This window comes from Corticibacter populi (assembly GCF_004217315.1).
Lineage (GTDB): Bacteria > Pseudomonadota > Gammaproteobacteria > Burkholderiales > Burkholderiaceae_C > Lampropedia > Lampropedia populi.
In genome coordinates this window covers 795,645-821,610 of sequence record NZ_SGWR01000001.1, presented here as the reverse complement: position 1 = coordinate 821,610, position 25,966 = coordinate 795,645, and the positions used below count along the sequence as shown (strand labels likewise).

The 25,966-nt window shown below is 65.7% G+C and carries 21 protein-coding genes and 3 tRNA genes; 17 read left to right on the top strand and 7 right to left on the bottom strand.

What is annotated here, in order from left to right; genetic code table 11:
* The 4 genes from EV687_RS03715 to EV687_RS03700 all read left to right on the top strand — a co-directional run bounded on the left by EV687_RS03715 (position 1) and on the right by EV687_RS03700 (position 6,227).
* On the top strand, positions 1-1,074 hold the full coding sequence (locus tag EV687_RS03715) for an HlyD family secretion protein (protein WP_122226498.1): 1,074 nt from the start codon (positions 1-3) through the stop codon (positions 1,072-1,074).
* Positions 1,071-3,872, top strand: coding sequence for a ribosome-associated ATPase/putative transporter RbbA (gene rbbA / locus EV687_RS03710; RefSeq protein ID WP_122226497.1), 2,802 nt, complete (start codon positions 1,071-1,073; stop codon positions 3,870-3,872). Before EV687_RS03715 ends, rbbA begins: the two co-directional genes overlap by 4 nt.
* Positions 3,873-3,888: 16 nt before the next feature.
* A complete protein-coding gene (locus EV687_RS03705) occupies positions 3,889-5,019 on the top strand; it encodes an ABC transporter permease (protein WP_122226496.1) in 1,131 nt (376 codons plus the stop codon).
* Positions 5,020-5,123: 104 nt separating this feature from the next.
* A complete protein-coding gene (locus EV687_RS03700) occupies positions 5,124-6,227 on the top strand; it encodes a lipid A deacylase LpxR family protein (RefSeq protein WP_122226495.1) in 1,104 nt (367 codons plus the stop codon).
* Positions 6,228-6,302: 75 nt separating this feature from the next.
* Here EV687_RS03700 and EV687_RS03695 read toward each other — a convergent pair whose 3' ends face one another.
* The 3 genes from EV687_RS03695 to EV687_RS03685 all read right to left on the bottom strand — a co-directional run bounded on the left by EV687_RS03695 (position 6,303) and on the right by EV687_RS03685 (position 10,899).
* Positions 6,303-7,391, bottom strand: a complete 1,089-nt coding sequence (locus EV687_RS03695) for an NAD(P)H-dependent flavin oxidoreductase (RefSeq protein WP_122226494.1) — start codon at positions 7,389-7,391, stop codon at positions 6,303-6,305.
* A 104-nt stretch (positions 7,392-7,495) separates the two neighbouring features.
* Complete coding sequence (locus EV687_RS03690; RefSeq protein WP_122226493.1) at positions 7,496-9,229, bottom strand: GMC family oxidoreductase; 1,734 nt, start codon at positions 9,227-9,229, stop codon at positions 7,496-7,498.
* A 158-nt stretch (positions 9,230-9,387) separates the two neighbouring features.
* Positions 9,388-10,899: a CoA-acylating methylmalonate-semialdehyde dehydrogenase gene (locus tag EV687_RS03685; RefSeq protein ID WP_122226492.1), complete on the bottom strand. Its 1,512-nt coding sequence runs from the start codon at positions 10,897-10,899 to the stop codon at positions 9,388-9,390.
* A gap of 164 nt (positions 10,900-11,063) precedes the next feature.
* On the opposite strand from EV687_RS03685, the gene EV687_RS03680 reads away from it, so the two are divergent.
* From EV687_RS03680 to EV687_RS03660, 5 genes are all read left to right on the top strand, one after another.
* The gene (locus tag EV687_RS03680) at positions 11,064-12,101 is read left to right on the top strand and encodes a LysR family transcriptional regulator (protein WP_122226491.1); all 1,038 of its coding nucleotides are present in this window, start codon (positions 11,064-11,066) and stop codon (positions 12,099-12,101) included.
* 207 nt (positions 12,102-12,308) lie between these two features.
* Positions 12,309-13,085: a transporter substrate-binding domain-containing protein gene (locus EV687_RS03675; RefSeq protein ID WP_122226490.1), complete on the top strand. Its 777-nt coding sequence runs from the start codon at positions 12,309-12,311 to the stop codon at positions 13,083-13,085.
* A 175-nt stretch (positions 13,086-13,260) separates the two neighbouring features.
* Positions 13,261-13,947 (top strand): ABC transporter permease, encoded by a 687-nt coding sequence (locus EV687_RS03670; RefSeq protein WP_122226489.1) that lies wholly within the window; start codon positions 13,261-13,263, stop codon positions 13,945-13,947.
* A 10-nt stretch (positions 13,948-13,957) separates the two neighbouring features.
* A complete protein-coding gene (locus tag EV687_RS03665; protein ID WP_122226488.1) occupies positions 13,958-14,671 on the top strand; it encodes an ABC transporter permease in 714 nt (237 codons plus the stop codon).
* A 46-nt stretch (positions 14,672-14,717) separates the two neighbouring features.
* On the top strand, positions 14,718-15,506 hold the full coding sequence (locus EV687_RS03660; protein WP_122226487.1) for an ABC transporter ATP-binding protein: 789 nt from the start codon (positions 14,718-14,720) through the stop codon (positions 15,504-15,506).
* Positions 15,507-15,630: 124 nt separating this feature from the next.
* Here the strand turns inward: EV687_RS03660 and EV687_RS03655 are convergent, their stop codons facing one another.
* Together EV687_RS03655 and ompR are read right to left on the bottom strand one after the other, a co-directional pair.
* Positions 15,631-17,109, bottom strand: a complete 1,479-nt coding sequence (locus EV687_RS03655; protein WP_122226486.1) for an ATP-binding protein — start codon at positions 17,107-17,109, stop codon at positions 15,631-15,633.
* Positions 17,110-17,295: 186 nt separating this feature from the next.
* The gene (gene ompR, locus EV687_RS03650; RefSeq protein ID WP_122226485.1) at positions 17,296-18,063 is read right to left on the bottom strand and encodes an osmolarity response regulator transcription factor OmpR; all 768 of its coding nucleotides are present in this window, start codon (positions 18,061-18,063) and stop codon (positions 17,296-17,298) included.
* A 249-nt stretch (positions 18,064-18,312) separates the two neighbouring features.
* On the opposite strand from ompR, the gene EV687_RS03645 reads away from it, so the two are divergent.
* Entirely contained in the window at positions 18,313-19,524 is a 1,212-nt protein-coding gene (locus tag EV687_RS03645) for a M20 aminoacylase family protein (RefSeq protein WP_122226484.1), read from the top strand.
* 47 nt (positions 19,525-19,571) lie between these two features.
* Positions 19,572-19,871 carry a 30S ribosomal protein S20 gene (gene rpsT / locus EV687_RS03640; RefSeq protein ID WP_122226483.1) on the top strand — a complete coding sequence of 100 codons (300 nt, stop codon included), beginning with the start codon at positions 19,572-19,574 and terminating at the stop codon, positions 19,869-19,871.
* A gap of 176 nt (positions 19,872-20,047) precedes the next feature.
* Here the strand turns inward: rpsT and EV687_RS03635 are convergent, their stop codons facing one another.
* Positions 20,048-20,596, bottom strand: coding sequence for a flavin reductase family protein (locus tag EV687_RS03635; RefSeq protein ID WP_122226482.1), 549 nt, complete (start codon positions 20,594-20,596; stop codon positions 20,048-20,050).
* Positions 20,597-20,711: 115 nt separating this feature from the next.
* On the opposite strand from EV687_RS03635, the gene EV687_RS03630 reads away from it, so the two are divergent.
* From EV687_RS03630 to EV687_RS03605, 6 genes are all read left to right on the top strand, one after another.
* The gene (locus tag EV687_RS03630; protein ID WP_122227170.1) at positions 20,712-21,929 is read left to right on the top strand and encodes an O-succinylhomoserine sulfhydrylase; all 1,218 of its coding nucleotides are present in this window, start codon (positions 20,712-20,714) and stop codon (positions 21,927-21,929) included.
* Positions 21,930-21,956: 27 nt separating this feature from the next.
* Positions 21,957-22,616: a LysE family translocator gene (locus EV687_RS03625; protein WP_122226481.1), complete on the top strand. Its 660-nt coding sequence runs from the start codon at positions 21,957-21,959 to the stop codon at positions 22,614-22,616.
* A 19-nt stretch (positions 22,617-22,635) separates the two neighbouring features.
* A complete protein-coding gene (gene gltX / locus EV687_RS03620) occupies positions 22,636-24,060 on the top strand; it encodes a glutamate--tRNA ligase (protein ID WP_122226480.1) in 1,425 nt (474 codons plus the stop codon).
* Positions 24,061-24,144: 84 nt separating this feature from the next.
* Positions 24,145-24,220 (top strand) — tRNA-Ala (locus EV687_RS03615).
* Between the two features lie 57 nt (positions 24,221-24,277).
* Positions 24,278-24,353 (top strand) — tRNA-Glu (locus EV687_RS03610).
* Positions 24,354-24,401: 48 nt separating this feature from the next.
* Positions 24,402-24,478, top strand: a tRNA-Asp gene (locus EV687_RS03605).
* Between the two features lie 155 nt (positions 24,479-24,633).
* Here EV687_RS03605 and EV687_RS03600 read toward each other — a convergent pair.
* Positions 24,634-25,869, bottom strand: coding sequence for a phospholipase A (locus EV687_RS03600; RefSeq protein ID WP_122226479.1), 1,236 nt, complete (start codon positions 25,867-25,869; stop codon positions 24,634-24,636).
* Positions 25,870-25,966: the final 97 nt, after the last annotated feature.

Genomic DNA, 25,966 nt, shown 5'->3' with positions numbered 1-25,966 from the left:
ATGGCAAGCCCTCTCAAGAACAAATGGATTCCCGTGGCCATCGTCGCGGTGCTGGCCGTCGGCGGCTGGTACGCTTGGCAGCAGTACAAGGCCAGCGAGGACGATGGCGCCTTCGTCGGCAGCAATGGCCGCATCGAAGCCACCGAGGTCGATGTGGCCACCAAGCTGGCCGGCCGTGTCGATGACATCCTGGTGGACGAAGGCGCGTTCGTGACTGCTGGCCAGGTGCTCGCCACCATGCAGGTGCAGACGCTGGATGCCCAGCTGCGCGAGGCGCGCGCCCAGCGCCAGCAGGCGGTGGATGCGGTCGCCAGCGCCGAGGCGCAGGTGGCCATGCGTCAGAGCGACAAGGCCGCGCTGCAGGCGCAGGTGCGCCAGGCGGAGGCCGAGCTCGATGCCGCCAGGCGGCGCCTGACGCGCTCGGAAACCCTGGCGAAGGAAGGCGCGGCCTCGGCCCAGACGCTCGATGACGACCGCGCCCGCACGCGCAGCGCCGAGGCGGCGATTGCCGCCGCCAGGGCTCAGGTGACCTCGGCCGATGCGGCCATCGCTGCGGCGCGTTCGCAGGTCACCAGCGCGCAGTCGCAGGTCGAGGCGGTGGACGCCACGCTCGAGCGCATCCAGGCCGAGATCGACGACAGCCAGCTCAAGGCGCCGCGCGACGGCCGCGTGCAGTACCGCGTGGCGCAGCCCGGCGAGGTGCTGGGCGCGGGCGGCAAGGTGCTCAACCTGATCGACCTCTCCGATGTCTACATGACCTTCTTTCTGCCCACCGACACGGCCGGTCGCGTGGCGTTGGGCACCGAGGTGCGTATCGTGCTCGATGCGGCGCCCGATTTCGTGATTCCGGCCAAGGTTTCGTTCGTGGCCAGCAACGCGCAGTTCACGCCCAAGACGGTGGAAACCGCCAGTGAGCGCCAGAAGCTGATGTTCCGCGTGCGCGCGCAGATCGACCGCGAGCTGCTGCGTCAGCATCTCGAATACGTCAAGACCGGCCTGCCCGGCGAGGCCTGGGTGCGGTTGGATCCGCAGCGTGAATGGCCGGCCCACCTGGCCCTGAAAGCGGCGCAATGAGCCAGCCGCAGGCGCAGCCCGAACGCGCAGCGGCTCCCGAAGGAGCACCTCCTGAAGGCAGGAGTGCTTCGCCGGTGGTGCGGCTGAATGGCGTCGCGCTGCACTACAAGAAGGTGCGGGCGCTCGCCGGCATCACGCTGGACATTCCGGCCGGCTGCATGGTCGGTCTGATCGGCCCGGACGGGGTGGGCAAGTCCAGCCTGCTGTCGCTGATCGCCGGCGCGCGCGCCGTTCAAGAGGGGCGCGTGGAGGTGCTGGGCGGCGACATGGCCAGCCGCGCGCACCGAAATGCCGTGTGCCCGCGCATCGCCTACATGCCGCAGGGTCTGGGCAAGAACCTCTACCCGACGCTGTCGGTGGAGGAGAACCTGCAATTCTTTGCCCGCCTGTTCGGCCACGACTCGGCCGAGCGCCGCCGCCGCATCGACGAGCTCACCGAAGCCACCGGCCTTTCGACATTCCTCGCTCGCCCGGCCGGCAAACTCTCGGGCGGCATGAAGCAAAAGCTAGGCCTCTGCTGCGCGCTGATCCACGACCCGGACCTGCTCATCCTCGACGAGCCGACCACCGGCGTCGATCCCCTCGCGCGGGCGCAGTTCTGGGACTTGATCGCGCGCATCCGCGGCCAGCGCCCCGGCATGAGCGTGCTGGTGGCGACTGCCTACATGGACGAGGCGCAGCGCTTCGATTGGCTGGTGGCGATGGACGACGGCCAGGTGCTGGCCACCGGCACGCCGGCCGAACTGCTTTCGCGCACCGGCGCGGGCAATCTGGAGGAGGCCTTCATCCACCTGCTGCCCGAGGAGAAGAAGCGCGGCTATGCGCCGGTGGTGATTCCGCCGCTGCAGACCGACCCGGACGACATCGCCATCGAAGCCAAGGACCTGACCATGCGCTTTGGCGACTTCGTCGCGGTCGATCACGTGAGTTTCCGCATCCGGCGCGGCGAGATCTTCGGCTTCCTCGGCTCCAATGGCTGCGGCAAGTCGACCACCATGAAGATGCTCACCGGCCTGCTGCCGGCCAGCGAGGGCAAGGCCTGGCTGTTTGGCAACGAGGTCGATCCGAAGGACATTGGCACGCGCCGGCGCGTGGGTTACATGTCGCAGGCCTTTTCGCTCTACAGTGAGCTGACGGTGCGGCAGAACCTGGTGCTGCATGCGCGCCTCTTCCAGGTGCCCGAGCAGGACATTGCCGCGCGTGTGGCCGAGATGGTCGAGCGCTTCGGCCTGCAGGACGACATCGAGAGCCTGCCCGACAGCATGCCGCTGGGCATGCGCCAGCGCCTCTCGCTGGCCGTCGCCATGGTGCACAAGCCCGAGCTGCTGATCCTCGACGAGCCAACCTCTGGCGTGGATCCGGTGGCGCGCGATGCGTTCTGGCGGCTGCTCATCGAGCTGTCGCGGCGCGACAAGGTCACCATCTTCATCTCCACCCACTTCATGAACGAGGCCGAGCGCTGCGACCGCATGTCGATGATGCACGCCGGCAAGGTGCTCGACAGCGACACGCCGGCCGCGCTGGTCAAGAAGCGCGGCGCGAAGACGCTGGAGGAAGCCTTCATCGGCTACCTGGTCGAGGCTGGTGGTGGCAGCCCCGAGGCGGAGCCGGCTGCGGCCGTATCGGCCGATGCGAGCGCACAGGCGGCGCATGCTGGGCCGGCACGTCAGCCGCGCTTCAGCCTGCAGCGCCTCATGAGCTATCTGTGGCGCGAATCGCTGGAACTGCAGCGCGATCCGGTGCGCGCCACGCTGGCGCTGGCGGGCTCGGTGATCCTGATGTTCGTGATGGGCTTCGGCATCACCATGGATGTGGAAGACCTGCGCTATGGCGTGCTCGACCGCGACCAGTCCACGCTCAGCCAGAGCTATGCGCTGAGCCTGGCTGGTTCCCGTTATTTCATCGAGCAGCCGCCCATCAGCGATTACGAGGAGCTCGACCGCCGCATGAAGAGTGGCGAGCTGGCGCTGGCCATCGAGATTCCACCGGGCTTTGGGCGCGACGTGTTGCGCGGCCAGAACGTGCAGATCGGCGCCTGGATCGATGGCTCCATGCCGATGCGCGGCGAAACCGTGCAGGGCTACGTGCAGGGCATCCACCAATACTGGCTGGCCGAGCAGGCCACCGAACGGTTGGGGGTGACCTATGCCGGCGTGGCCGGCATCGAGACGCGGTTTCGCTACAACCCCGATGTCCGCAGCCTGCCGGCCATGGTGCCGGCAGTGATCCCGATGCTGCTGCTGATGCTGCCGGCCATGTTGACGGCGCTGGCAGTGGTGCGCGAGAAGGAGACCGGCTCGATCCTCAACCTCTATGTCACGCCGGTCACGCGCAGCGAATTCCTGCTGGGCAAGCAACTGCCCTATGTGGGGCTGGCGATGCTGAACTTCCTGCTGATGAGCCTGTTGGCGGTGACCATCTTCGGCGTGCCGGTGACAGGCAACTACTGGGCGCTGCTGGCCGCAGCCCTGATCTTCAGCTTCGCCGCGACCGGCATGGGCCTGCTGGCTTCGAGCGTCACCAAGAGCCAGATCGCCGCGATGTTCTTTGCGATGATCGGTACGCTGATCCCGGCCACGCAGTTCTCCGGCCTGACGGACCCGGTCACCTCGCTTGAGGGCGGCGGGCGCCTCATTGGCGAAATCTACCCGGCCACGCACATGATCACCATCAGCCGCGGCGTCTTCAACAAGGCGCTGGGTTTTGCCGACCTCTCCGGCGCATTCTGGCCCATGCTGGTGTCGGTGCCGGTCATCATTGGCGCGGCCATCCTGCTGCTGCGCAAACAGGAGCGATAGGATGGCAGCATCTGGCATGAAGGCGCGGCATTGGGCCAACATCTACCGCCTGGGCGTCAAGGAGCTGTGGAGCCTGTGGCGCGACCCGGTGATGCTGGTGCTCATCGTCTACGTGTTCACCGCCGCGGTCTACACTGCCGCCAGCGCCATGCCAGAGACGCTGCACAACGCGCCGATCGCCATCGTCGACGAGGATGATTCGCCGCTCTCGCAGCGCATTGCCTCGGCCTTCTATCCGCCGCAGTTCAGTCCGCCGCAGCACATCGACTGGCCGCAGGTGGACCCGGGCATGGATGCCGGCAACTACACCTTCGCCATGGTCATCCCGCCCAACTTCCAGCGTGACGTGCTGGCCGGACGGGCGCCGCAGATCCAGCTCAACGTCGACGCCACCCGCATGAGCCAGGCTTTTACCGGAAGCAGCTACGTGCAGCAGATCACGATGGGCGAGATCAACGAGTTCGCGCAGCGCTACCGTGCCAGCAGCACCACGCCGGTCGATCTGGCGCTGCGCGCGCGCTTCAACCCGGCGCTGGACAAATCCTGGTTCGGCGGGCTGATCCAGATCATCAACCAGATCACCATGCTGTCGATGATCCTCACCGGTGCGGCGCTGATCCGCGAGCGCGAGCACGGCACCATCGAGCATTTATTGGTGATGCCGGTCACGCCCGCCGAGATCATGGTCTCCAAGATATGGTCCATGGGCCTGGTGGTGCTGGTGGCGGCGTTCCTGTCGCTGAACCTGGTGGTGCGCGGCTGGCTGGACGTGCCGGTGCATGGCTCGCTGCTGCTGTTCTTCGCCGGCGCGGCGCTGAGCCTGTTTGCCACCACCTCGATGGGCATCTTCATGGCCACTGTGGCGCGCAACATGCCGCAGTTCGGCATGCTGATGGTGCTGACCATGATGCCGCTGCAGATGCTTTCGGGCGGCACCACGCCGCGCGAGAGTATGCCCGAACTGGTGCAGAACATCATGCTGGCCGCGCCCACCACGCACTTCGTGAGCCTCGGTCAGGCCATCCTGTTCCGTGGCGCCGGGCTGGATGTGGTGTGGCCGCAGTTTCTGGCATTGCTGGTGATTGGCGGCGCGCTGTTCGCTTTTTCGCTGGGGCGCTTTCGCAAGACCATCAGCCAGATGGCCTGATGATGTGTTGACCATTCAACCATGGTGGTTCCTCCGGTCCCGGTCGCCGCGCCCCTGCTGCTGCGCAGGCGTATGCGCCATGGGGCGATGACAGGAGATCTCGAATGCAGTTTCGCCACATCGCCGGCCATGCGGCCAGGGCCGCGACATTGGCCGGATGGACATTGCCGGTGTTGCTGGCGCTGTTCTCCCCGGCCTGGGGTGCCGATGATTGCGTCGGCCACGCTCGACTGTGGGGAGCCCCGGGCTCCGCCATCAACCTGCGCGTGGACAACGACCTTTTCGGCGGCAGCGCGCAGGACCAAGGTTACAGCAACGGCCTGCAGCTGAGCCTGGTCACTCCCGACCTGACCGACTACCGCCGTGATCCTTGCCTGCCCGGCGGCATGCGCCGCTTCAACGGCGCCCTGGGCTGGCTGCAGCCGGACGGCGATGGTCAGCGCAACATGGTGTTCAGTCTCGCCCATGCCATCTTCACCCCGAACGATCCGCTGCCCGCGACGCTGATCGAGGACGATCGTCCCTACGCAGCCATCCTGGCAGCCGGCGTCAGCTACAACCTGCGGCGAGGTGATGAACTGCGCACCAACTATGCGCGCCTGGGCGTGGTCGGGCCGGCGGCGCTGGGCCGCCAGGTTCAGGATTCGGCCCACCATTGGCTGGGCAGCAAGCGCTTCTATGGCTGGCGCAACCAACTGCGCAACGAGCCGGTGCTGCAGTTCGGCCACGAACGCCTGCAACGGCGCATGTTGCTGGCGCCGCAGGAAGATGGCAGCGGCCTGGCCTCGGACCTCATCGTCCATTGGGGCGCCGCCGTGGGCAATCTCTCCACCCATGCGAACACCGGGTTGGAATGGCGCCTGGGCTGGCGCCTGCCGGATGACTTTGGTAGTGCGCCGCTGCGCCCCGCTGGAGAGAGTGCCGCGCCAGGGGCCGGGCGCACGCATTCTGCCGGCACTGTTGATGGCCATTTCTTCGTGGTGGCGAGTGGGCGCTGGGTGCTGCGCGACATCACGCTCGATGGCAATACCTTCCGCTCCAGCCACCATGTCGACAGGCGGCCATGGGTGGCTGACATCGGCTATGGCTTTGTCGTCAACCGTGGGCACTGGAAGTTCGCTTTTGCGCGCTACCAGCGCAGCCGGGAGTTCAGCGGTCAGCGCGAACGGCCGGTGTATGGCAGTTTCAGCATCAGCAGGCGCTTCTGAGATACAAGAACCTGTTCACGATCTTTGCATGGGTCGCGTTGCCCCGGCAGGCGACGCGCGCGTTCCAACAGGTTCTTATTCCGGCTTTGGTGCCTCCTGTTCCTGCCATTCCCGGGCAATGCGCTGCACCAGTTCGGCCGCCGGCAGCGCGCGCGCCAACGGCGCGCCCTGGCCGGCCCAGTGGGCCGCGTAGTCATGGCTATCCTGGGCACTGGCGGCCTGGTGCAGGGCCTTGGCGGCGGCGTACGCCACCGGATAGTCGGGTATGGCCGGCGCGTCATCACCAGCGAGTGCATGCAGGCGGTTGGCGATGCCGCGCGCTGGTCGGCCCGAAATCGCTGCCGTGATGGCCGTGTGGTGGCTGCGCGGGCTTTGCAGTTCCTGCCGGTAGGCGGCGCTGGCGGAGGATTCCGGGCACAGGATGAAGGCCGTGCCCATTTGCACTGCGGCAGCACCCAGCCGCAATGCAGCGGCCATGCCGTGTCCGTCCATGATGCCGCCGGCGGCCACCACCGGCAGCCGGGTCTCGCGCAGCAGCAGCGGCACCAGCGCGAAGACACCCAGGCCCAAGTCGTGCGCGGCGTCGAAGATGCCGCGGTGGCCACCGGCCTCGATGCCTTGCGCCACCAGCACGTCCACCCCAGCCTGTTCGGCCTGAGCGGCCTCTGCGGGGTTGGTGACGCTGGCCAGCGTGACGATGCCGGCAGCGCGCAGCGCGGCGATGGCATGCGGCTCGGGCAGGCCGAAGTGGAAGCTGACGACTGCGGGCTTTTCCCGCAGCAGCAGCTCCAGCATCTCGGTGTTGCCGATCAACGTTGGGTAAGGTGATTCAAGCGACGCGGGGGGACTGGCACCGAAGCGCTGGAATTCCCCGGCCAGATGCGCCAGCCAGGCTGCTTCGCGTGCGGCGTCCCGCACGGCGGGCTGGTGGCAGAACAGGTTGACGTTGAAGGGGTGCCCGGTCAGGGTGCGGGTCTGGCGAATCAGCGCCTCGGCCTGCGCCGGGTTGCTGGCGCCCAGACCCAGGGAGCCGAGGCCGCCGGCATTGCTGACGGCCGCTGCCAGTTCCGGCGTGGCCACGCCTGCCATTGGCGCCTGGATGAGCGGAAGCTGCAGACCCAGGCGTGCGGTGAAGGACTCGGATGCGGATACGGATGCGTTCATGGCTCTTCTCCTTGGTCTGCCTATCGATTCACTGGTGCGACTGCTGCCGCGCAACTGCCAACGTGCTAATTGCCAGCGTGCTATTGGATCACGTGTACAGGTTCTCAGGTGTCGGCATGGATCCAGCCGGCCGCCTTCTCGGCAATCATCAGCGTCGGGCTGTTGGTGTTGCCGCTGGTGATGGTGGGCATGATGCTGGCATCGGCCACGCGCAGTCCGGCGATGTGTCTGCCACGCCCGTCGCGCACGCGCAATTGCGGGTCGACCACTGCCTGCGGATCATCCGCGCGGCCCATCCGGCAGGTGCCGACAGGGTGGAAGATGGTGGTGGCGATATCGCCGGCCAGCCGTGCCAGCTCTTCATCGCTCTGGTACTGCGGGCCCGGCTTCCATTCCTCGGGCCGGTAGGGCGCCAGTGCCGGCTGGCCAACGATGTGGCGCGTCACGCGCAGGCTGTCGGCCGCCACCTGGCGGTCTTCTGGGGTGCTCAAGTAGTTGGGCGCGATGGCCGGTGCGGCATCGAACGCGGCGCTCTGGATGGTCACGCTGCCGCGCGAGCTCGGGTTCAGGTTGCAGACGCTGGCGGTGAAGGCGTCGAAGCGGTGCAGCGGCTCGCCAAAGGCTTCCAGGCTGAGCGGCTGCACGTGGTACTGGATGTTGGCGTGCGCGTATTGCGGAGAGGAGCGCGTGAAGGCCCCCAGCTGCGATGGCGCCATGCTCATCGGCCCGCTGCGCTTGAGGAGATACTCCAGCCCGATGCGCCCCTTGCCGAACAGGTTGGAGGCCATGGTGTTGAGCGTGCGCACGCCGCTGACCTTGTAGACCGAGCGGATCTGCAGATGGTCCTGCAGGTTGGCGCCGACGCCGGGCAGCTCGGCTTGCACCGCGATGCCATGCCGCTGCAGCAGCGCACCAGGGCCGATGCCCGAGAGCTGCAGCAGCTGCGGCGAGCCGATGGCGCCAGCGCTGAGCACCACTTCACGCGCGGCATGCAGCACCACGGCCTGACCGCCGCGCACGACTTCCACGCCGGTGCAGGCGAGCTGGCCATCCGCGCGGGGCTCGATCCGCAGGCGGCGCACGTGGGCACCGGTCCAGACCTCGAGGTTGCGGCGCTGGCGCACCGGGCGCAGGAAGGCCTTGGCGGTGTTCCAGCGCCAGCCGGCCTTCTGGTTGACCTCGAAGTAGCCGACGCCCTCGTTGGTGCCGCGGTTGAAGTCCTCGGTGGCGGCAATGCCGGCCTGCTGTGCGGCATTGGCGAAGGCGTCGAGAATCTCCCAGCGCAGGCGCTGCTTCTCGACGCGCCATTCGCCGCCCTGTGCGGCGCCGGCGGGGCGCAGCGCGGCATTGCCATGAAAGCGTGCCAGCGCCTGCCGCTGCTCGGAGGTCTGCCCGCTCGCCAGCGCGGGGTCGAGCCGGTAATGGTCTTCGTGCGCCATGAAGGTCGGCAGGACCTTTTCCCAGCGCCAGTCGTCCTCGCCGGTGACGCTGGCCCAATGGTCATAGTCGCGCGCCTGCCCGCGCATGTAGATCATGCCGTTGATGCTGGAGCAGCCGCCCAGCACCTTGCCGCGCGGGTAGCGCAGGCTGCGGCCGTTGAGGCCGGCGTCGGGTTCGGTGAAGAAGCGCCAGTCGGTGCGCGGGTTGCCGATGCAGTAGAGATAGCCCACCGGGATGTGGATCCAGTGGTAGTCGTCCTTGCGGCCGGCTTCGAGCAGCAGCACGCGCGCTGCCGCGTCGGCGCTGAGCCGGTTGGCCAGCAGCGAGCCGGCCGAGCCGGCGCCGATGACGATGTAGTCGAAGCGGGTGCCGTTGCCCGCAGCAATGGTTGAGGCCATGTCGGTTTGTCTCCTTGCCTTGTCGTTTTCATCACGGGCTGCAGTATGGCCGGGGGCCGTGATCGCTGGCAAGCACCAGCCGGGCGGTGGCGATCGCACGGGCTGCGCCGCGCTGTCATGTCTTGTTCTCTTGTTCTGTTTGCCGCCCGGCGGTGCTCTTACTTGCTGGTCGGCATGGCGAATTCCGCGCCCTTGGCAGTGGCCTGCGGCCAGCGCTGCATGATGCTTTTCTGCTTGGTGTAGAAGCGCACGCCTTCCTCTCCATAGGCGTGCATGTCGCCGAACAGGCTTTTCTTCCAGCCGCCGAAGCCATGCCAGGCCATCGGCACCGGAATCGGTACGTTGATGCCGACCATGCCGACCTGGATGCGGCGGCCGAATTCGCGCGCAATGTGGCCGTCGCGCGTGTAGCAGCTCACGCCGTTGCCGAATTCGTGTTCGTTGATGATGCGCACCGCCTCGGCGAAGTCGGGTACGCGCACGCAGGCCAGCACCGGGCCGAAGATCTCTTCCTTGTAGATGCGCATGTCGGTGCTGACGTGGTCGAACAGGGTGCCCCCCATCCAGAAGCCGCCTTCGCAGCCGGTGCCGGCCTGGGCGCCGTCGAAGCCGCGGCCGTCGACCAGCAGTTGGGCGCCTTCCCGGATGCCTTGTTCGATGTAGCCGGAGATGCGCTCGTGCGCGGCACGGGTGACGATCGGGCCCATCTCGGCGTCGAGGTTGGTGCCGTCGAGCACCTTGAGGGCCTTGGTGCGCTCGATCAGCTTGGGCAGCACCTTGTCGGCGGTGTCGTCGCCGACGAACACGGCCACGCTGACGGCCATGCAACGCTCCCCGGCCGAGCCATAGGCGGCGCCGATCAGCGCGTCGACGACCTGGTCCATGTCGGCATCGGGCATCACCACCAGGTGGTTCTTGGCCCCGCCCAGGGCCTGCACGCGCTTGCCGTGGCGCGCACCGGTCTCGTAGATGTGGTTGGCGATCGGTGTCGAGCCGACGAAGGAGATGGCCTGTACGTCCGGGTGTGCGATCAGCGCGCCCACGGCCTCCTTGTCGCCCTGCACCACGTTGAAGACGCCATCGGGCAGGCCGGCTTCCTTCAGCAGCTCGGCGATGAAGAGGCTCGGACTCGGATCAATCGGGCTGGGCTTGAGCACGAAGGTGTTGCCGGTGGCCAGCGCCATCGGGAACATCCACATCGGCACCATGACCGGGAAGTTGAACGGCGTGATGCCCGCGACCACGCCCAGCGGCTGGCGCAGCGTCCAGTTGTCGATGTTGGTCGAGACCTGGTCGGTGAAGTCGCTCTTGAGCAGCTGCGGCGCGCCGCAGGCGAACTCGACGATCTCGATGCCGCGCGTGACCTCGCCCTGCGCATCGGTGAACACCTTGCCGTGCTCGGCGGTGATCATGCGCGCCAGGTCATCGCGGTGCACGTTGAGCAGGGCCAGGAACTGGTTGAGCACGCGCGCGCGGCGCAGCGGCGGCAGGTTGCTCCAGGCCGGGAATGCCGCCTTGGCCGATGCCACGGCGGCATCCACGTCGGCATGGCTGGCCAGCTGTACCTGACCGGTGACGGCGCCGGTGGCGGGGTTGTAGACCGGCAATTGCTGGCCGCTGGTGGCATCGGCGCGGGCGCCGGAAATCCAGTGCGTGATGGTGGTGGTCATGGTTGATCCTGTGAATGCTCGGGTGGAGCAGAGGCTTGGAATGCCTGCAGTCTAGGCATGCTCCGCCGTTTTGAGAAGGCGATCAAATCGATTACATTGTTTGCCATACTGAACAATGAGTGCTGTGGGCGCACTGCCTGCGATCTGCCAGCCGCTCTGCTGCCATGCCTTCCTATCCGCTCCATTCCTCCGACGACCCGCGCCGCTTTGCCCATGCCAGCGCCGATGCGGCTGCTGCGCAGCCGGTGTTTGCGGATCTGCATCTGCTGACCATCATCGGCCAGACGCGCAGCTATACCCAGGCGGCGCGGCGCCTGGGTATTTCCAAGGCATCCGTCAGCCAGCGCATCACGGCGCTGGAGCGTGCCGCCGGTGTGCCGCTGGTGCAGCGCTCGACGCGCTCGGTGGCGCTTACCGCGGCTGGCCAGCAGCTGGCCGATGAAGCCGGCCCCGCCTTTGCGCGCATCGCGCAGAGCTTCAGCGCCGTCAAGGACCTCGCCAGCACGCCGCGCGGCCTGGTGCGGCTGACCGCACCGGTGGCGCTGGGACGCCAGCATGTGATGCCGGCGCTGGCGCCGTTTCTGCACCGCTATCCGGACATCCGCATCGAGCTGGACCTGAACGACCGGCTGGTCAATCTCGTGCAGGAAGGCTTCGATCTGGCCATTCGCCACACCCAGGCGCCGCCGGACACGTATGTGGCCTGGCCGCTGTGCGAGACCCGCTCGCTGCTGGTGGCCAGCGCCGACTATCTGGTCCGGCGCGGCGCGCCAGCGCACCCGCGCGAACTGGCCGCCCACGATTGCCTGGTCTATTTGCGTGGCGGCAGCGCCGCGTCGAACTGGACGCTGGTCCGCACGCGCCGCCGCGGCGAGCCCGAGCACTGCAGCGTGCCGGTGCGCGGCCCCATCCAGGCCAACAATAGTGAAACTCTGCGCGACGCTGCGCTGGCCGGCCTGGGCATTGCCCTGTTGCCCGACTTCAGCGCCACGAGCCTGGGCGCAGACCAGCCCGCCACAGGGCGCCATGCGGGGTTGTTGCCGGTGCTGGCCGATTGGCAGCCGCAGGGTTTCTTCGGTGGCCGCATCTATGCGATCCGGCCCTGGGCACCCCAGGTGCCACGGGCGGTGCAGGTGCTGGTCGAGCATCTGCGGGCGAGCTTCCGGCAGGGCTTTCCGGCTGCCGTGGGCATGCCGTCCTGATGCTGCCTGTCGGCAGGCTTTGCCAAGGGCAGGGTGCTCCTGCTGGTGGTTTTACTGACGGCAGGGGCCGTGCACTGACATAGAATCGCGCACTTGCACTTGGGTTGCGCCGGGGTGGCGTTGCCGCCGCGCTGATCAATGGTGGCACGTGGCTTGCTTGCCCTGGCGGGCGCATCTGACCCATTTCCATTTTTTGCAGGAGATTGCATGAAGAAGAACACCCTGGCCGCCATGTTGGCCGTTTCCCTGACGGCCTTCGCCGGCGCGGCTGTCGCGCAGGATCTGCGCGTGGCGGTCGATCCGACCTACGAGCCCTTCGTCTACAAGAACAGCAATGGCCAGCTGGTCGGCTTCAACATCGACTTCTCGAATGCGGTGTGCGAGGCGTTGGCGCGCAAATGCGTGTTCGTCGAACAGGTCTGGGACAGCATGATCCCCGGCCTGCAAAGCCGCAAGTACGACGTGATCATCAGCGACATGTCGATCACCGAGGAGCGCAAGAAGGTCGTCGACTTCACCGACCGCTATTACAAGACCCCCGGCACCATCGTCGTCAAGAAAAGCCTGGACTACAAGGATCATGATTCGCTCAAGGGCCTGACGCTGGGCGTGCTCAAGGGCAGCACGCACGAGCGCTATGCCGAGGGCGAACTGGCGCCCAAGGGGGTCAAGGTCGTCGCCTATGAGGCGCAGGACCAGGTCTACCTGGACATCAACGCCGGCCGTCTCGACGGCACGGTGGCCGACAAGGTGGAGGTGACCGGCGGCTTCCTGGGCAAGCCCGAAGGCGCCGATTTCCACGCCGTGGGGCCCGACCTGCTCGAGCCCAAGTATTTCGGCGAAGGCATGGGCATTGCGCTGCGCAAGGGCCAGCCCGAGCTGAAGGAGCAGCTCAACGCCACCATCAAGAAGCTGCGCGAGGATGGCCAGTACGCCGAGATCGCCAAGAAGTATTTCGATTTCGACCCGTACGGGCAAGACTAAAATCGGCCGGCAGCGGTGCTTCGACGCTGGTGCCGGCGCGCCAAGTGAGCGCCAAGCGAATTTCCAAGTCTGGCTGGCACAGCACTGCCGCCAGACTTTGCTGTTTTCATGCCCTGGGCCGGGAGGCCGGTGCGTGAAGTGTTTGTTCCATCCTCCCCTCCCGCAATGAGACGGCATGAGTGGCTACTACCTCTCGATTCTGCAAGGCGCCGGGCTGACGGTGGCGGTATCGCTGCTGTCGCTCGTGGTGGCGATCGTGCTGGGCCTGCTGGGCGCCGGTGCCAAGCTCTCGCACAACCGTCTGCTGGTGACCATCGGCTCGCTCTACACCACGGTGGTGCGCGGCGTGCCGGAGCTGGTGATGATGCTGCTGGTCTTCTACGGTGGCGCCATTGGCCTGAACCTGCTGCTCGAGAAGCTGGGGTATCCGCAGGGCATCAACATCAACCCGTTCGCTGCCGGGGTGCTGACCATCGGTTTCATCTACGGGGCCTACATGACGGAGAACTTCCGTGGCGCCATCAAGGCCATCCCGTACGGCCAGCGCGAAGCCGGCCTGGCCTTCGGCATGGGGCGCTGGCAAGTGTTCCGACGCATCACGTTGCCGCAGATGGTGCGCTACGTGGTGCCGAGCTTCACCAATAGCTGGATGGCGCTGATCAAGGCTACCGCGCTGGTGAGCCTGATCGGCCTGCACGACATGACCTATCTGGCGCGCCAGGCCGGCTCGGCCACGCGCCAGCCTTTCGTCTTCATCCTGATGACGGCCTTGCTCTATCTGGTTTTCGCCAGCGTGTCGCTGTGGGTGCTGCGCCGGGTGCATGCGCGCTACAGCCTGGGCACCGAGAAGATCACGCTGTGAGGGGTTTGCAATGAATTGGGCCGTTCTGTTCGAGCCAGGCAACCTGATGCTCTACCTCAAGGGCATGTGGGCTACCTTCTACATGCTGGCAGGCCTGCTGTTCTTCGGCGGCATTGCCGGGCTGCTGTTTGCATTGATGCTGACCTCGCGCTCGAAGGTGCTGCAGAAAATGGCCGGTGCCTTCACCTATTTCGTGCGGGGCACGCCGCTCCTGATCCAGATCTACCTGATCTACTACGGCATCGCACAGCTCGCCTGGGTGCAGGCGCTGTGGGACACGGTCTGGCCGATCACTTATTTCAAAAGCGCACTGTTCTGTGCGATGCTGGCCTTCAGCATCAACCATGCGGGCTATCTTGCCGAGATCCTGGCTGGCGCCATACGCGACACCAATCCGGGCGAGGTGCAGGCCGGCTATGCGATGGGCATGAGCCGCTGGCAGGTGATGCGCCGCATCATCCTGCCCAGTGCGCTGCGCCGCGCGCTGCCGCCCTACAGCAACGAGGTCATGCAGATGATGCATGGCACCAGCCTGGCCAGCACGGTGCCGGCGCTCTTCGAGATTACCGCCGCCGCGCAGAAGATCAATCGCGACTATTACCTGACCTTCGAAGCGTTCCTGTTCGCGGCTGCGCTCTATCTGGTGCTCACTTTCGCAATGATGGGCTTGTTCCGCCTGGCCGAGCGCCACTACACCGCCTATCTGCAGGTCCGCTCGAACTGACTTCGCCCCTGGGGCCCCATTGCCTTCGCCACCGACTGCCACTGCCATGACTTCCGCCCAGACTCCCGCCGCGCTCAAGCTCCAGGTCCTGAACATCCACAAGCACTATGGCGCAAACCAGGTGCTCAAGGGCGTTTCGCTCGCGGCGAGGGCGGGCGACGTGATCAGCATCATCGGCAGCTCGGGGTCGGGCAAGAGCACCTTTCTGCGCTGCATCAACCTGCTCGAGCGGCCCAACCAGGGGCGCATCATCGTCACCGGCGAGGAACTCGGCCTGAGCCTGCAGAAGGACGGCGAACTGCATGCCAGCGATCTGGGCCAGTTGCAGCGCTTTCGCACCAAGCTGGCCATGGTGTTCCAGCACTTCAACCTGTGGGCGCACATGACGGTGCTGCAGAACATCATCGAGGCGCCGGTGCATGTGCTGGGGCAGCCGAAGAGCCAGGCCGTCGAGCGTGCCGAGCACTATCTGGAGATGGTTGGCCTCAGGGGCCACGAGGACAAGTACCCCAGCCAGCTCAGCGGTGGCCAGCAGCAACGCGTGGCGATTGCCCGCGCGCTGGCGGTGGAGCCGGAGGTGCTGCTGTTCGATGAACCCACCAGCGCGCTCGATCCGGAGCTGGTCGGCGAAGTGCTACGCATCATGCAATTGCTGGCTCAGCAGGGCCGCACCATGGTGGTTGTCACGCACGAGATGGGTTTTGCCCGCGAAGTCTCCAATCATTTGCTGTTCCTGCACCAGGGCCTGGTGGAGGAGGAAGGCGATCCGCGCGAGGTGCTCGCCAATCCGCGCAGCGAACGGCTGGCGCGCTTCCTCTCGGGCAACCTCAAATAGCCAGCAAGGGGCGGAGGTGCCCGCTGGCCCGGCAAGGATTTGAACACCGCGGACGCGGTTTTCAGGAGCAACCCGAAGGGCGTGGCGCAGCCATGCGGCTGCATGGCGAAGCTTTGAACAGGTTCTAGAGATTGGTCTGCGCGAACGGGGTCGAGCGTGCCTGGCGCTTGACGTGCGGCCGTTGCAGGCGCTGCTCCTCGCTCCATTGCTCGTTGCTGGGGGCGCGATCGAGCCGGATGTGGGCGGCCAGGCCACCGGTCGAGGAGTTGGTCAGCGCAAAACGGCCACCCATGCGCTGCACGGTCTTGTCGACGATGGATAGACCCAGACCCGCGCCGGCCGCCTCGGTGCGCGCGGCATCGCCCCGGAAGAATGGCTTGAGCAGATTGCGCAGCTCTGGCTCGGGCACCCCCACGCCGTGGTCGCGGATCTTGAGCAGCACGTGATTTTCCGAGCCCGCGGCCGTGACATCCACGGTGGCGATGCCGGTGGCGGGGGATTTGCCGTAGCGGCGTGCATTCTCGAGCAGGTTGGTGACGACGCGCGCGAGCTCCACCTCGTCGGCATAGACATACAGGTTGCCAGGCACATGGGTGTGGATTTCCATCTCGCCGAGCTCCTGGATCGAATACACGCAACTGGTGACGACGCTTTGCAGGTTCACGCTGTCGCGTTCGGTCGAGACCGGGCGTGCATAGTCCATGAACTTGTCGATGATGGCATCGAGCTGCACGATGTCGGCCACCATGTGTTCGCGCGCGACGTCGTCGGCCACGCTCATCTCGGTCTCCAGCCGCAGCCGCGCGAGCGGCGTGCGCAGATCGTGCGAGATGCCGGCCATCATCACCGCGCGGTCCTGCTCGATCTTGGCGAGCTTCTCGGCCATGCGGTTGAAGCCGATGTTGAGGTTGCGGATTTCGCTGGTGGCGACCTGCTCGTCGAGCTGGCTATCGCTGAAGTCGCCTTCGCGCAGCTTGTAGGTGGCAATCGAGAGCTCCCGGATCGGCTTGTTGAGCAGGCGGGTGATGATGGCCGCGCCGGTCAAGGAGATGAGAACCAGAATGCCGAGCCACAGCGCCACCGTCTTGCCGCCGACCGGGCTCAGGCGCGAGTTGTCCATCAGCAGCCAGGTGTAGTCATCGCCCATGCGGAAGCTGATCCACAGGCCCGGTGTGCCATTGACGCTTTGCGCCACCAGCGTCTCGGCGCCCAGGCGGTTCTTCAGCTCCTGCGTCAGGCGCAGGCCCAGCGGGCTGCTGTCCATCAACTCATAGTTGTCGGTCGGCTCGTGCGGTTGGATGCGCATGCCTTCCTGCTCGGAGAGCGTCTTGAGCAGCGAGACGCGCGCGATCGAGTCCGAGTAGGTCAGTGCCGCACGGCTGAGGTTGACCATCGAAGCGATCTGCTGGGCCGTGTGCAGCGTGCGCGGCTCGAACTCCATGGCACGGAACGACTGCAGCCAGGCCAGGATGGTGGCAGCCAGCAGCAGGCACAGCATGAAAAAGGTGCGCCAGAACAGGCTCAGGCGAATCCGGCGGTGGCGGCGGCCTGTTTCTTCGTCACCGAGCAGCATCGGCGTGGTTGGCTGATAGTCTTCACCCATGCGATGACCCGATTGAACGTGTGGAGAGAGAAGGAGCGGAAAAAGCAGGCAGGCCCGCCATGATAGCTTCGCCGGCATCGGCGCTGCCGGAGATCGATGCGTGGCGCATATGTACATGTGGACGAGCGCTCCGCGTGCGCAACGTCCACCTCAGTCACTCAGCCCGGAGGGACGATAGCCGGATTCTCAGTTGTTGCCGTCCGGCACGAACACGTAGCCGACACCCCAGACGGTCTGGATGTAGCGCGGCGATGTCGGGTCCTCCTCGACCAGCTTGCGCAGGCGCGAGATCTGCACGTCCAAGCTGCGGTCGAAGGGCTCGAACTCGCGTCCGCGCGCCAGCAAGGCCAGTTTCTCGCGCGAGAGCGGCTGGCGCGGGTGACGCACCAGTGCCTTGAGCATGGCGAATTCGCCCGTGGTCAGCGACAGTTCCTCGCCATTCTTCTGCAGCGTGCGCGCGCCCATGTCGAAGGTGAAGGCGCCGAAGCTCACCACCGCGTTGTCGCCGGCCGGCGCGCCCGGAGCTTCCGGGGTGGGGCGGCGGCGCAGCACGGCATGGATGCGCGCCAGCAACTCGCGCGGATTGAAGGGCTTGCCCACGTAATCGTCGGCGCCGACTTCCAGGCCGACGATGCGGTCCACATCCTCGCTCTTGGCCGTCAGCATGATGATGGGCGTGCGGTCGTTGTTGCTGCGCAGGCGCCGGCAGATCGACAGACCGTCCTCGCCGGGCAGCATCAGGTCCAGCACGATCAGGTCAAAGGTCTCGCGCAGCAGGATGCGGTTGAGGGCTTTGCTGTCCTCGGCGACCATCACTTCGAAGCCTTCCTGCGCGAGGTAGCGGCGCAGCAGGTCGCGGATGCGTGCGTCGTCATCGACAACCAGGATCTTGTCGCCACGGCCCGTGGTGACGGTTTCTTCGGTTCCAGCCGGAGCGATGGTTTCTGTGTTCATGGGTCTTGCAGTCCTATTTGTAACAGCGCTGATTGTGACGGCGTTTTCTGCGATGATGCGGGCGTAACCTGTTGATTTGACTAATTGTTACATTTATTGCGCCTATGCTCATGCTTCCACCGTGCCAGCGAGATGCACTTTGCTGCGGTGGTGCGTTTGCACGCCGTGCCGGTACGGTCCAAAGCGTGGCATCATCGGCGGGCCGCGCGCTGCCGCGGCCCGGCGAAACAGGATGAAAGGTGATTGGAAATGAAACTGGTGGAGCCCATCGTGGCCAGGCATGCCGAGCTGACGGAAATCCGGCGCGACATCCACGCCCACCCCGAATTGGCGTTCGAGGAGTCCCGCACCGGCGACCTGGTCGCCGGTTTGCTGCAGCAGTGGGGCATCGAGGTGCATCGCGGCCTGGCCAGAACCGGTGTGGTCGGCGTGATCCACGGCCGCCATGGTCCCGGAGGCCGCATGGTGGGGCTGCGTGCCGACATGGACGCGCTGCCGATGAGCGAGCACAATCAGTTCGCGCATGCCAGCCGGCATCCCGGCCGCATGCATGCCTGCGGCCATGATGGCCATACCACCATGCTGCTGGGCGCGGCCCAGTTCCTGGCCGCGCACCGCGACTTCGATGGCTCGGTGGTGCTGATCTTCCAGCCTGCCGAAGAATTTGGCGGCGGCGCGCAGGTGATGCTGCAGGAGGGCCTGCTCGAACAGTTTCCGGTGGAGGCGGTGTTCGGCATGCACAACATGCCGGGCATTGCGGCTGGCAGCTTTGCGCTGTCGCCGGGGCCGGTGCTGGCTTCCAACAGCGAATTCAAGCTGCGCATCCAGGGCAAGGGCGGCCATGCGGCCATGCCGCACCTGGCCATCGACCCGATTGCGGTGGCCACGCAGCTGATCCAGGCCTTTCAGACCATCATCAGCCGCAACAAGGCGCCGCTGGAGGCTGCCGTGATCTCGGTGACGACGCTGCATGCGGGCGATACCTTCAACGTGATCCCGGACCATTGCGAACTGGGCGGCACGGTGCGCGCCTACACGCGCGAGACGCTGGACCTGATCGAGACGCGCATGGGCGAGCTCGCCGAGGGCACCGCCAAGGCCTACGGCGCGCGGTGCGAGTTCCACTTCAACCGCATCTATCCCTCGACCGTCAACCATGCCGCCGAAACCGTCTTCGCCCGCGAGGTGCTGCAGGAGCTGGTGGGGCCCGAGCAGCTGATTGCGCAGGCACCGATCATGGCTGCGGAGGACTTCTCCTTCATGCTCGAGAAAATCCCCGGCTGCTATGCCTTCATCGGCAATGGCGACGGCACCCACCGCCTGCCGGGCCACGGCGAAGGCCCGTGTCTGGTGCACAACGCCAGCTATGACTTCAACGATGCGGTGCTGCCGCTCGGGGCGAGCTATCTGGTGCGGCTGGCCGAGCGCTGGCTGGCACGCCCGGCAGGAGTTGGGCTATAATCTTCGGCTTTGCGAACAACATCCACAAACACCTAAAGGATTGATCCATGGCAACCAAGCCCGCCAAAAAGAACCCGCGCCTTGCCTCTGGCCGCAAGCGCGCCCGTCAGAACGTCAAGCTCAACGCCGCGAACACCTCGCTGCGTTCGAAGTATCGCACCTATGTGAAGAACGTCGAGAAGGCCGTGCTGGCCGGTGACAAGGAAAAGGCCACGGCTGCATTCGCAGCGGCCCAAAGTGTCATCGACAGCGTGGCCGACAAGGGCATCTTCCACAAGAACAAGGCGGCTCGCGACAAGAGCCGCCTGTCTGCCAAGGTCAAGGCCCTGGCCCAAGCCGCTGCCTGAGCGGAATTTTCACCAACCCATTCATCAGCACGGGTTCTGGCGCAGCATGTCGATGACTGATGCTCCACCACCCGCCGTTTGATCAGGGTGCGCTGTTCGCAAGCAAGACCGCCTGGGGAGACCCAGGCGGTTTTCGTTTGGTGGTGTCCAGGAATGACTTGGGCCTGAGAACCTGTTCATAGCATGCCGGGCCGAAAGAGTGCCCGGCGACTGATGATCTTGCCCGATACCATGAACACCCCATCGCCGGTGTAATGCAGCGTCTCGGGATGCCGGGGCGAGGGCGCCACATGTGCCTTGAGCACCTCGAAGATGAAGAAGTTGTAGCTATCCACCAGCGCATCCTCATGCAGCCGGCACTCGAAGCTGGCGTGGCACTCGGCAATCAGCGGCGCCGAGACCGTGCTGGCCGTCTCGGGCGTCAGTCCGAATTCGGCAAACTTGTCGACCTCCGCGCCGGTGGTGTTGCCGATGCGCACCACCGTGTCGGTCAGTGCCGTGGTGGGCAGATTGATGACGCATTCGCGGCTCTGGCGGATCAGCTCGAAGCTGTGGTTGCCCGCCGAGATCATCAGCCCGACCAGCGAGGGTGTGAATTCGAGGATGGTGTGCCAGCCCAGCGTCATGATGTTGCGCTCGCCCTGCCAGTGCGAAGAGACCAGCACGATGGGGCCGGGCTCCAGATAGCGGCGGACCTGGCTGACCGGGAAATCACGTTTTTGCATGTCTTGGCTCCTTCGTCCGGATCCTTTGCGCCTTGCCTCCACCGATCATACGCCTGGCGTGGACGGGCCGCCAAACAGGCATAAACTAACGCCTTTATCCTTACCAGGACGATTGGTGACTGATTCCACGCTTCCCGAAGGCCTGCACCCCCAGACGCTGGCGGTGCGCCAGGCCATTGCCCGCAGCCAGTATGGCGAGCACTCCGAAGCGCTGTACCTGACCAGCAGTTATGTGCAGCCCGACGCGGCCACTTCGGCGCGCCGCTTCGCCAATGAGGAGGCGGGCTATACCTATACCCGCACCTCCAACCCCACGGTGACCAGCTTCGAGCGGCGGCTCGCCGGTCTCGAAGGCACGGAGGCGGCCATCGGCACGGCCACCGGCATGGCGGCCATCGCGCTGATGGTGTATGGACTGCTCAAGAGCGGCGACCACATCGTCGCCTCGCGCTCGATGTTCGGCTCGACCATCAAGCTGCTCGGCAGCGAACTGGCGCGCTTCGGGGTCGAGACCACCTTCGTCTCGCAGACCGACGCGGCCGAATGGCGGGCGGCCATCCGCCCAGGCCAGACCCGTCTGCTGTTTGCCGAAACACCGACCAATCCGCTCACCGACGTGTGCGACATTGCCACGCTGGCCGACCTGGCCCACAACGCCGATGCCTGGCTGGCGGTCGACAATTCCTTTGTCACGCCGGCGCTGCAGCAGGCCTCCCGCTTCGGTGCCGATCTGGTGATCCACTCGGGCACCAAGTTCCTCGAAGGGCAGGGACGCGTGCTGGCCGGAGCCGTCTGCGGCCCCAGGGCCATTGTCGAGGACAAACTCGGCGCCTTCATCCGCAGTGCCGGCTTCAACCTCTCGCCCTTCAATGCCTGGGTGGTGCTCAAGGGCATGGAGACCCTGTTCGTGCGCATGCGCGAGCAAAGCCGCAATGCGCTGGAGCTGGCGCAATGGCTGCAGCAGCAGCCCCAGGTGGCCCGCGTGCATTACCCGGGTCTGCCGAGCCATCCGCAGCACGAACTGGCCATGCGCCAGCAATCGGGTCTGGGCGGCGCGGTGTTGGCCTTCGACGTGCGGGGCGATTCGCCCGAGGCGCTGCGCCACAATGCCTTCCACGTCATCGACCAGTGCCGGGTGATCAGCAAGACCACCAACCTGGGCGATACCAAGAGCACCATCTCGCACCCGGCCAGCACGTCGCACGGCCGCCTGAGCGAGGCGCAGCGCCAGGCTGCCGGTGTCGGCCAGGGCTTGATCCGCATCTCGGTCGGGCTGGAATACCCCAAGGACATTCAGGACGACGTACTGCGTGGCCTGGGCGGCCTGTCCTGACCCGAGCGGCGGTGAAGGGCATATCCGATGGAGTTGACGACCATCTTCGTCACCGTTGCGCTGGCGCATTTCCTGGCGCTGCTCAGCCCCGGCCCGGATTTCGTGCTGGTGGTCAAGAGTGCCATCCGCCATCCGGCTCGCGTCGCAGCCGGTGTCGCGGTCGGCATTGCCACCGGAAACGCACTCTACATTGCCTTGTGCCTGGCAGGTGTCGGTGCGTTGCTGAGTCGCTCGACGGGGCTGATGCTGGTACTGAAGATCGGTGGCGGCCTGTTCCTGGCCTGGTTGGGCTGGATGGCGCTGCGCGCCAGGAAGTCCGACTACGCAGCCTTGGCGGCGCTGGCGGCGCAGGAGGGTGGGGCGCGACCCGCCGCGTCTCCGGGCTTCTGGCGCGAATGCGTGGTCGGGTTCGCCTCGGCGCTGCTCAATCCCAAGAACCTGCTGTTCTATCTCAGCCTGTTCTCGCTGGTGCTCAACAGCGAGGTGGCGCTGGTCTTCAAGCTTGCGCTGGGCGGCTGGATGACGGCAGTGGTGCTGGTCTGGGACCTGTTCATTATTCTGGTGCTGTCGCACCCGCCGGTGCGTGCCTGGTTCAGCCGCGCGGCTTATTACATCGACAAGTTCACCGGTCTGGTTCTCGGGGCGGTGGGCGGCAAGATCGTCCATGGCGCCATCAGCCAGCCTTGACGAAGGAATTTCATACATCATGACGACACAAGCCACTACCTCACCACAACGGGTCCGCACCCGCTTTGCGCCATCGCCCACGGGCTTCATCCACCTGGGCAACATCCGCTCGGCCCTGTATCCCTGGGCCTTTGCGCGCGCCAAGGGGGGGGACTTCATCCTGCGCATCGAGGACACCGACCTGGAACGATCGACCCAGGCAGCGGTGGACGTGATCCTCGAATCGATGGAATGGCTGGGCATGACGCCAGACGAGGGGCCGTTCTATCAGATGCAGCGCATGGACCGCTACAAGGAGGTGCTCAGGCAGTTGCAGGATGCAGGCTGCGTCTACCCCTGCTACATGAGCGTCGAGGAGCTCGACGCGCTGCGCGAGCGCCAGATGGCGGCCAAACAGAAACCCCGTTATGACGGCACCTGGCGTCCGGAGCCGGGCAAGACCCTGCCGCCGGTGCCCGAAGGCATCCAGCCGGTGCTGCGCTTCAAGAATCCGCAGCAGGGCTCGGTGGTGTGGGACGACAAGGTCAAGGGCCGCGTGGAAGTGAGCAACGCCGAACTGGACGATCTGGTCATCGCCCGCCCGGATGGCACGCCCACCTACAACTTCTGCGTGGTGGTCGATGACATCGACATGGCGATCACCCACGTCATCCGCGGCGACGACCACGTCAACAACACGCCGCGCCAGATCAACATCTTCAAGGCGCTGGGCAAGGAGCCGCCGGTGTTCGCCCACCTGCCCACCGTGCTCAACGAGCAGGGCGAGAAGCTCAGCAAGCGCCACGGCGCCAAGGCGGTGACGCAGTACCGCGACGAAGGCTTCCTTGCCGACGCGATGATCAACTACCTCGCGCGCCTGGGCTGGAGCCATGGCGACGACGAGATCTTCACGCGCGAGCAGTTCCTGCAGTGGTTCGACCTCGATCACCTCGGCCGCAGCGCCGCACAGTTCGACGAGGCCAAGCTGCGCTGGGTCAATGCCCAGCACATCAAGCGCGCCGACGATGCCTGGCTGGCCGGGCAGATCGTGCCGCGCCTGGCTGCACGCGGCTTCGCCGAGGTGCCGCTGGACGAAGGCCGGCTGACGGCCATCGTCGCGCTCTTCAAGGACCGTTGCGAAACCCTGGAGGCGCTGGCCGACTGGGCCGCGGTGTTCTATGCAGCCGCACCCAGCATCAACGAGGACGACTATCGCCAGCACGTCACCGAGGCAGTCCGTCCGGCCGTGGCCGCGCTGCGCGAAGCCCTGGCCGATACCGAGTGGAGCCGTGAGCAGATCAGCGCGACCTTCAAGACCGTGCTCAAGGCGCAAGGCCTGAAGATGCCGCAACTGGCCATGCCGGTACGCGTGCTCACCGTGGGTGTGGCGCACACGCCGTCCGTCGACGCCGTGCTGGAATTGCTGGGCAAGGAAAAAGTGCTGGAATTTTTGTCGATGCGCTGATTTTCTGTGCCATAATCTCGGTCTTCGCAAATGACGAAGCGAAATCGAAAGATCGCGTAAGTTGCTGCGGAGATTGAAGAAATTGGGGGTATAGCTCAGCTGGGAGAGCGCTTGCATGGCATGCAAGAGGTCAGCGGTTCGATCCCGCTTACCTCCACCAATTCGAGGTTTTTGCCGGTTGCAGCCAGGGTTGCAACGGGCAAGGTCCCAAGGCTTTGACCCTATCGTCTAGAGGCCTAGGACACCACCCTTTCACGGTGGTTACCGGGGTTCGAATCCCCGTAGGGTCGCCAAGTTCGTGGCACTTGGCTGGTATGAAAACCGGCAAACGCTGCCTGCCAGGAGTGGTAGTTCAGTTGGTTAGAATACCGGCCTGTCACGCCGGGGGTCGCGGGTTCGAGTCCCGTCCACTCCGCCAGATGTCTTTGCAAACGGGGCCATGCAGTTGTTGCATGGCCCCGTTTCCTTTTGGGGCTGCTTGCTGCCGGCAGGGTGGGGCGTTGCCTGCTTCCGCCCACCGCCTATTTCTGCCTTCAGGTGCGCTGCCGGGAACCGTGATTCGGAAATCAGAAATCAGAAGTCCAGCAGGCTGAAACCGATCGTCAGCACCGTGCGGCGGTAGTTGTAGTCGAGCAGGCTGTCGCCATAGCCGCTGAAGAGGGAGGTGTGCAGGCGCAGATTGCTCTTGCCACCGGCAAAGCCGCTGCCCAGCGTGTGGTACCACTCCAGGCGCGCCGAGCCGCGCGGCTGGCTGCGCAGCGAATGACGTACCGTGAGCGCCAGCGTATTGGCCGGCGATACGTCCCAGATCGCGCCCAGCTCGGCGCGGCCGATGTAGTCGCTGATGCGGGGGTTGTCGTCATCCTCGGCCTTTTCGCTCAGGCGGTGCCACAACCGTGCGGTGAAGCTCAGGTCCGGCGTGACATCCAGCCCTGCCATGATGTAGCTGCGGTTCCAGCTGCGTGAGAGCGGATTGCTCTGGCCATTGGACTGGTGGCTCAGGCCCAGGCCGGCATAGCGCAGTCGGGCGCCGCCGGGCAGCTTCCATTCCAACGGGTACACATAGACGAGTTCCGGCTCGTGGTCGGTGTTGCGGAAGGGGCGCGAGAGCTCGTGGTTGAAGATCTGCCAGTAGGACTGGAAAGTGTAGCCAAACCACAGCGAGTCGCGCTTGCTGTCATGCGCCTGCGTGAGGATGTTGCTGGCCAGCTTGGTGCGCACCGAGACCTGGATGCGCGCCTCGGTGCGCTGGTAGTCGCGCCATTCGGCCAGGCCATTGAGCGGGCCTGGCGAATAGGGCTGCTGGTTGACGCGGTCGCTGGTGGCAAGCGCCAGGTTGATCGGACGGTAGCCGCGCAGGCGGAAGTTGCCGCAATCGGTGTTGCTGTCGAGTTCCCAGTGCCGCGAGGTCTGGTTGAAGGCCGGATTGCGGCAGCCATCGGCACCGGCAATGACGATGGGGACCTCGGTGGTCGCATGGGCCGGGGCATCGCTTGCTCCACGAGCCTGCGCATGGCCGGCAGCGAGGGGGCGCGCATCACCTGCATCACCCGTACCAGCCAGGCTGCCTGCGGCTGCATCCTGGCGGGAGGCGGCATCAGCGGTGGTGGGTGCCTGCCATTGCTGATTGGCCGCCCATTGGTCGTAGCAGGCCAGCCTGGCGCCGGCATCGTCGCTGAGTTGCAGGCACTGCTGCCAGTTCACCTGCGTGGTGAGTTCCTGCGCGATGCCGGGCGCGCAAAAAAAGGCCGACAGCCCATACGAGCCGGCGGCCATCAGGGGGGGGAAAGCAAAGCGTGCCAATGTCATGCAGGCCCGGAAATGTCGTTACATGAAGTCGAAAATGATACTCCAACTGTTGCCATGTCCGGGCCTGCCAGCCAATGCCGGGGCACTGGCTGGCGGC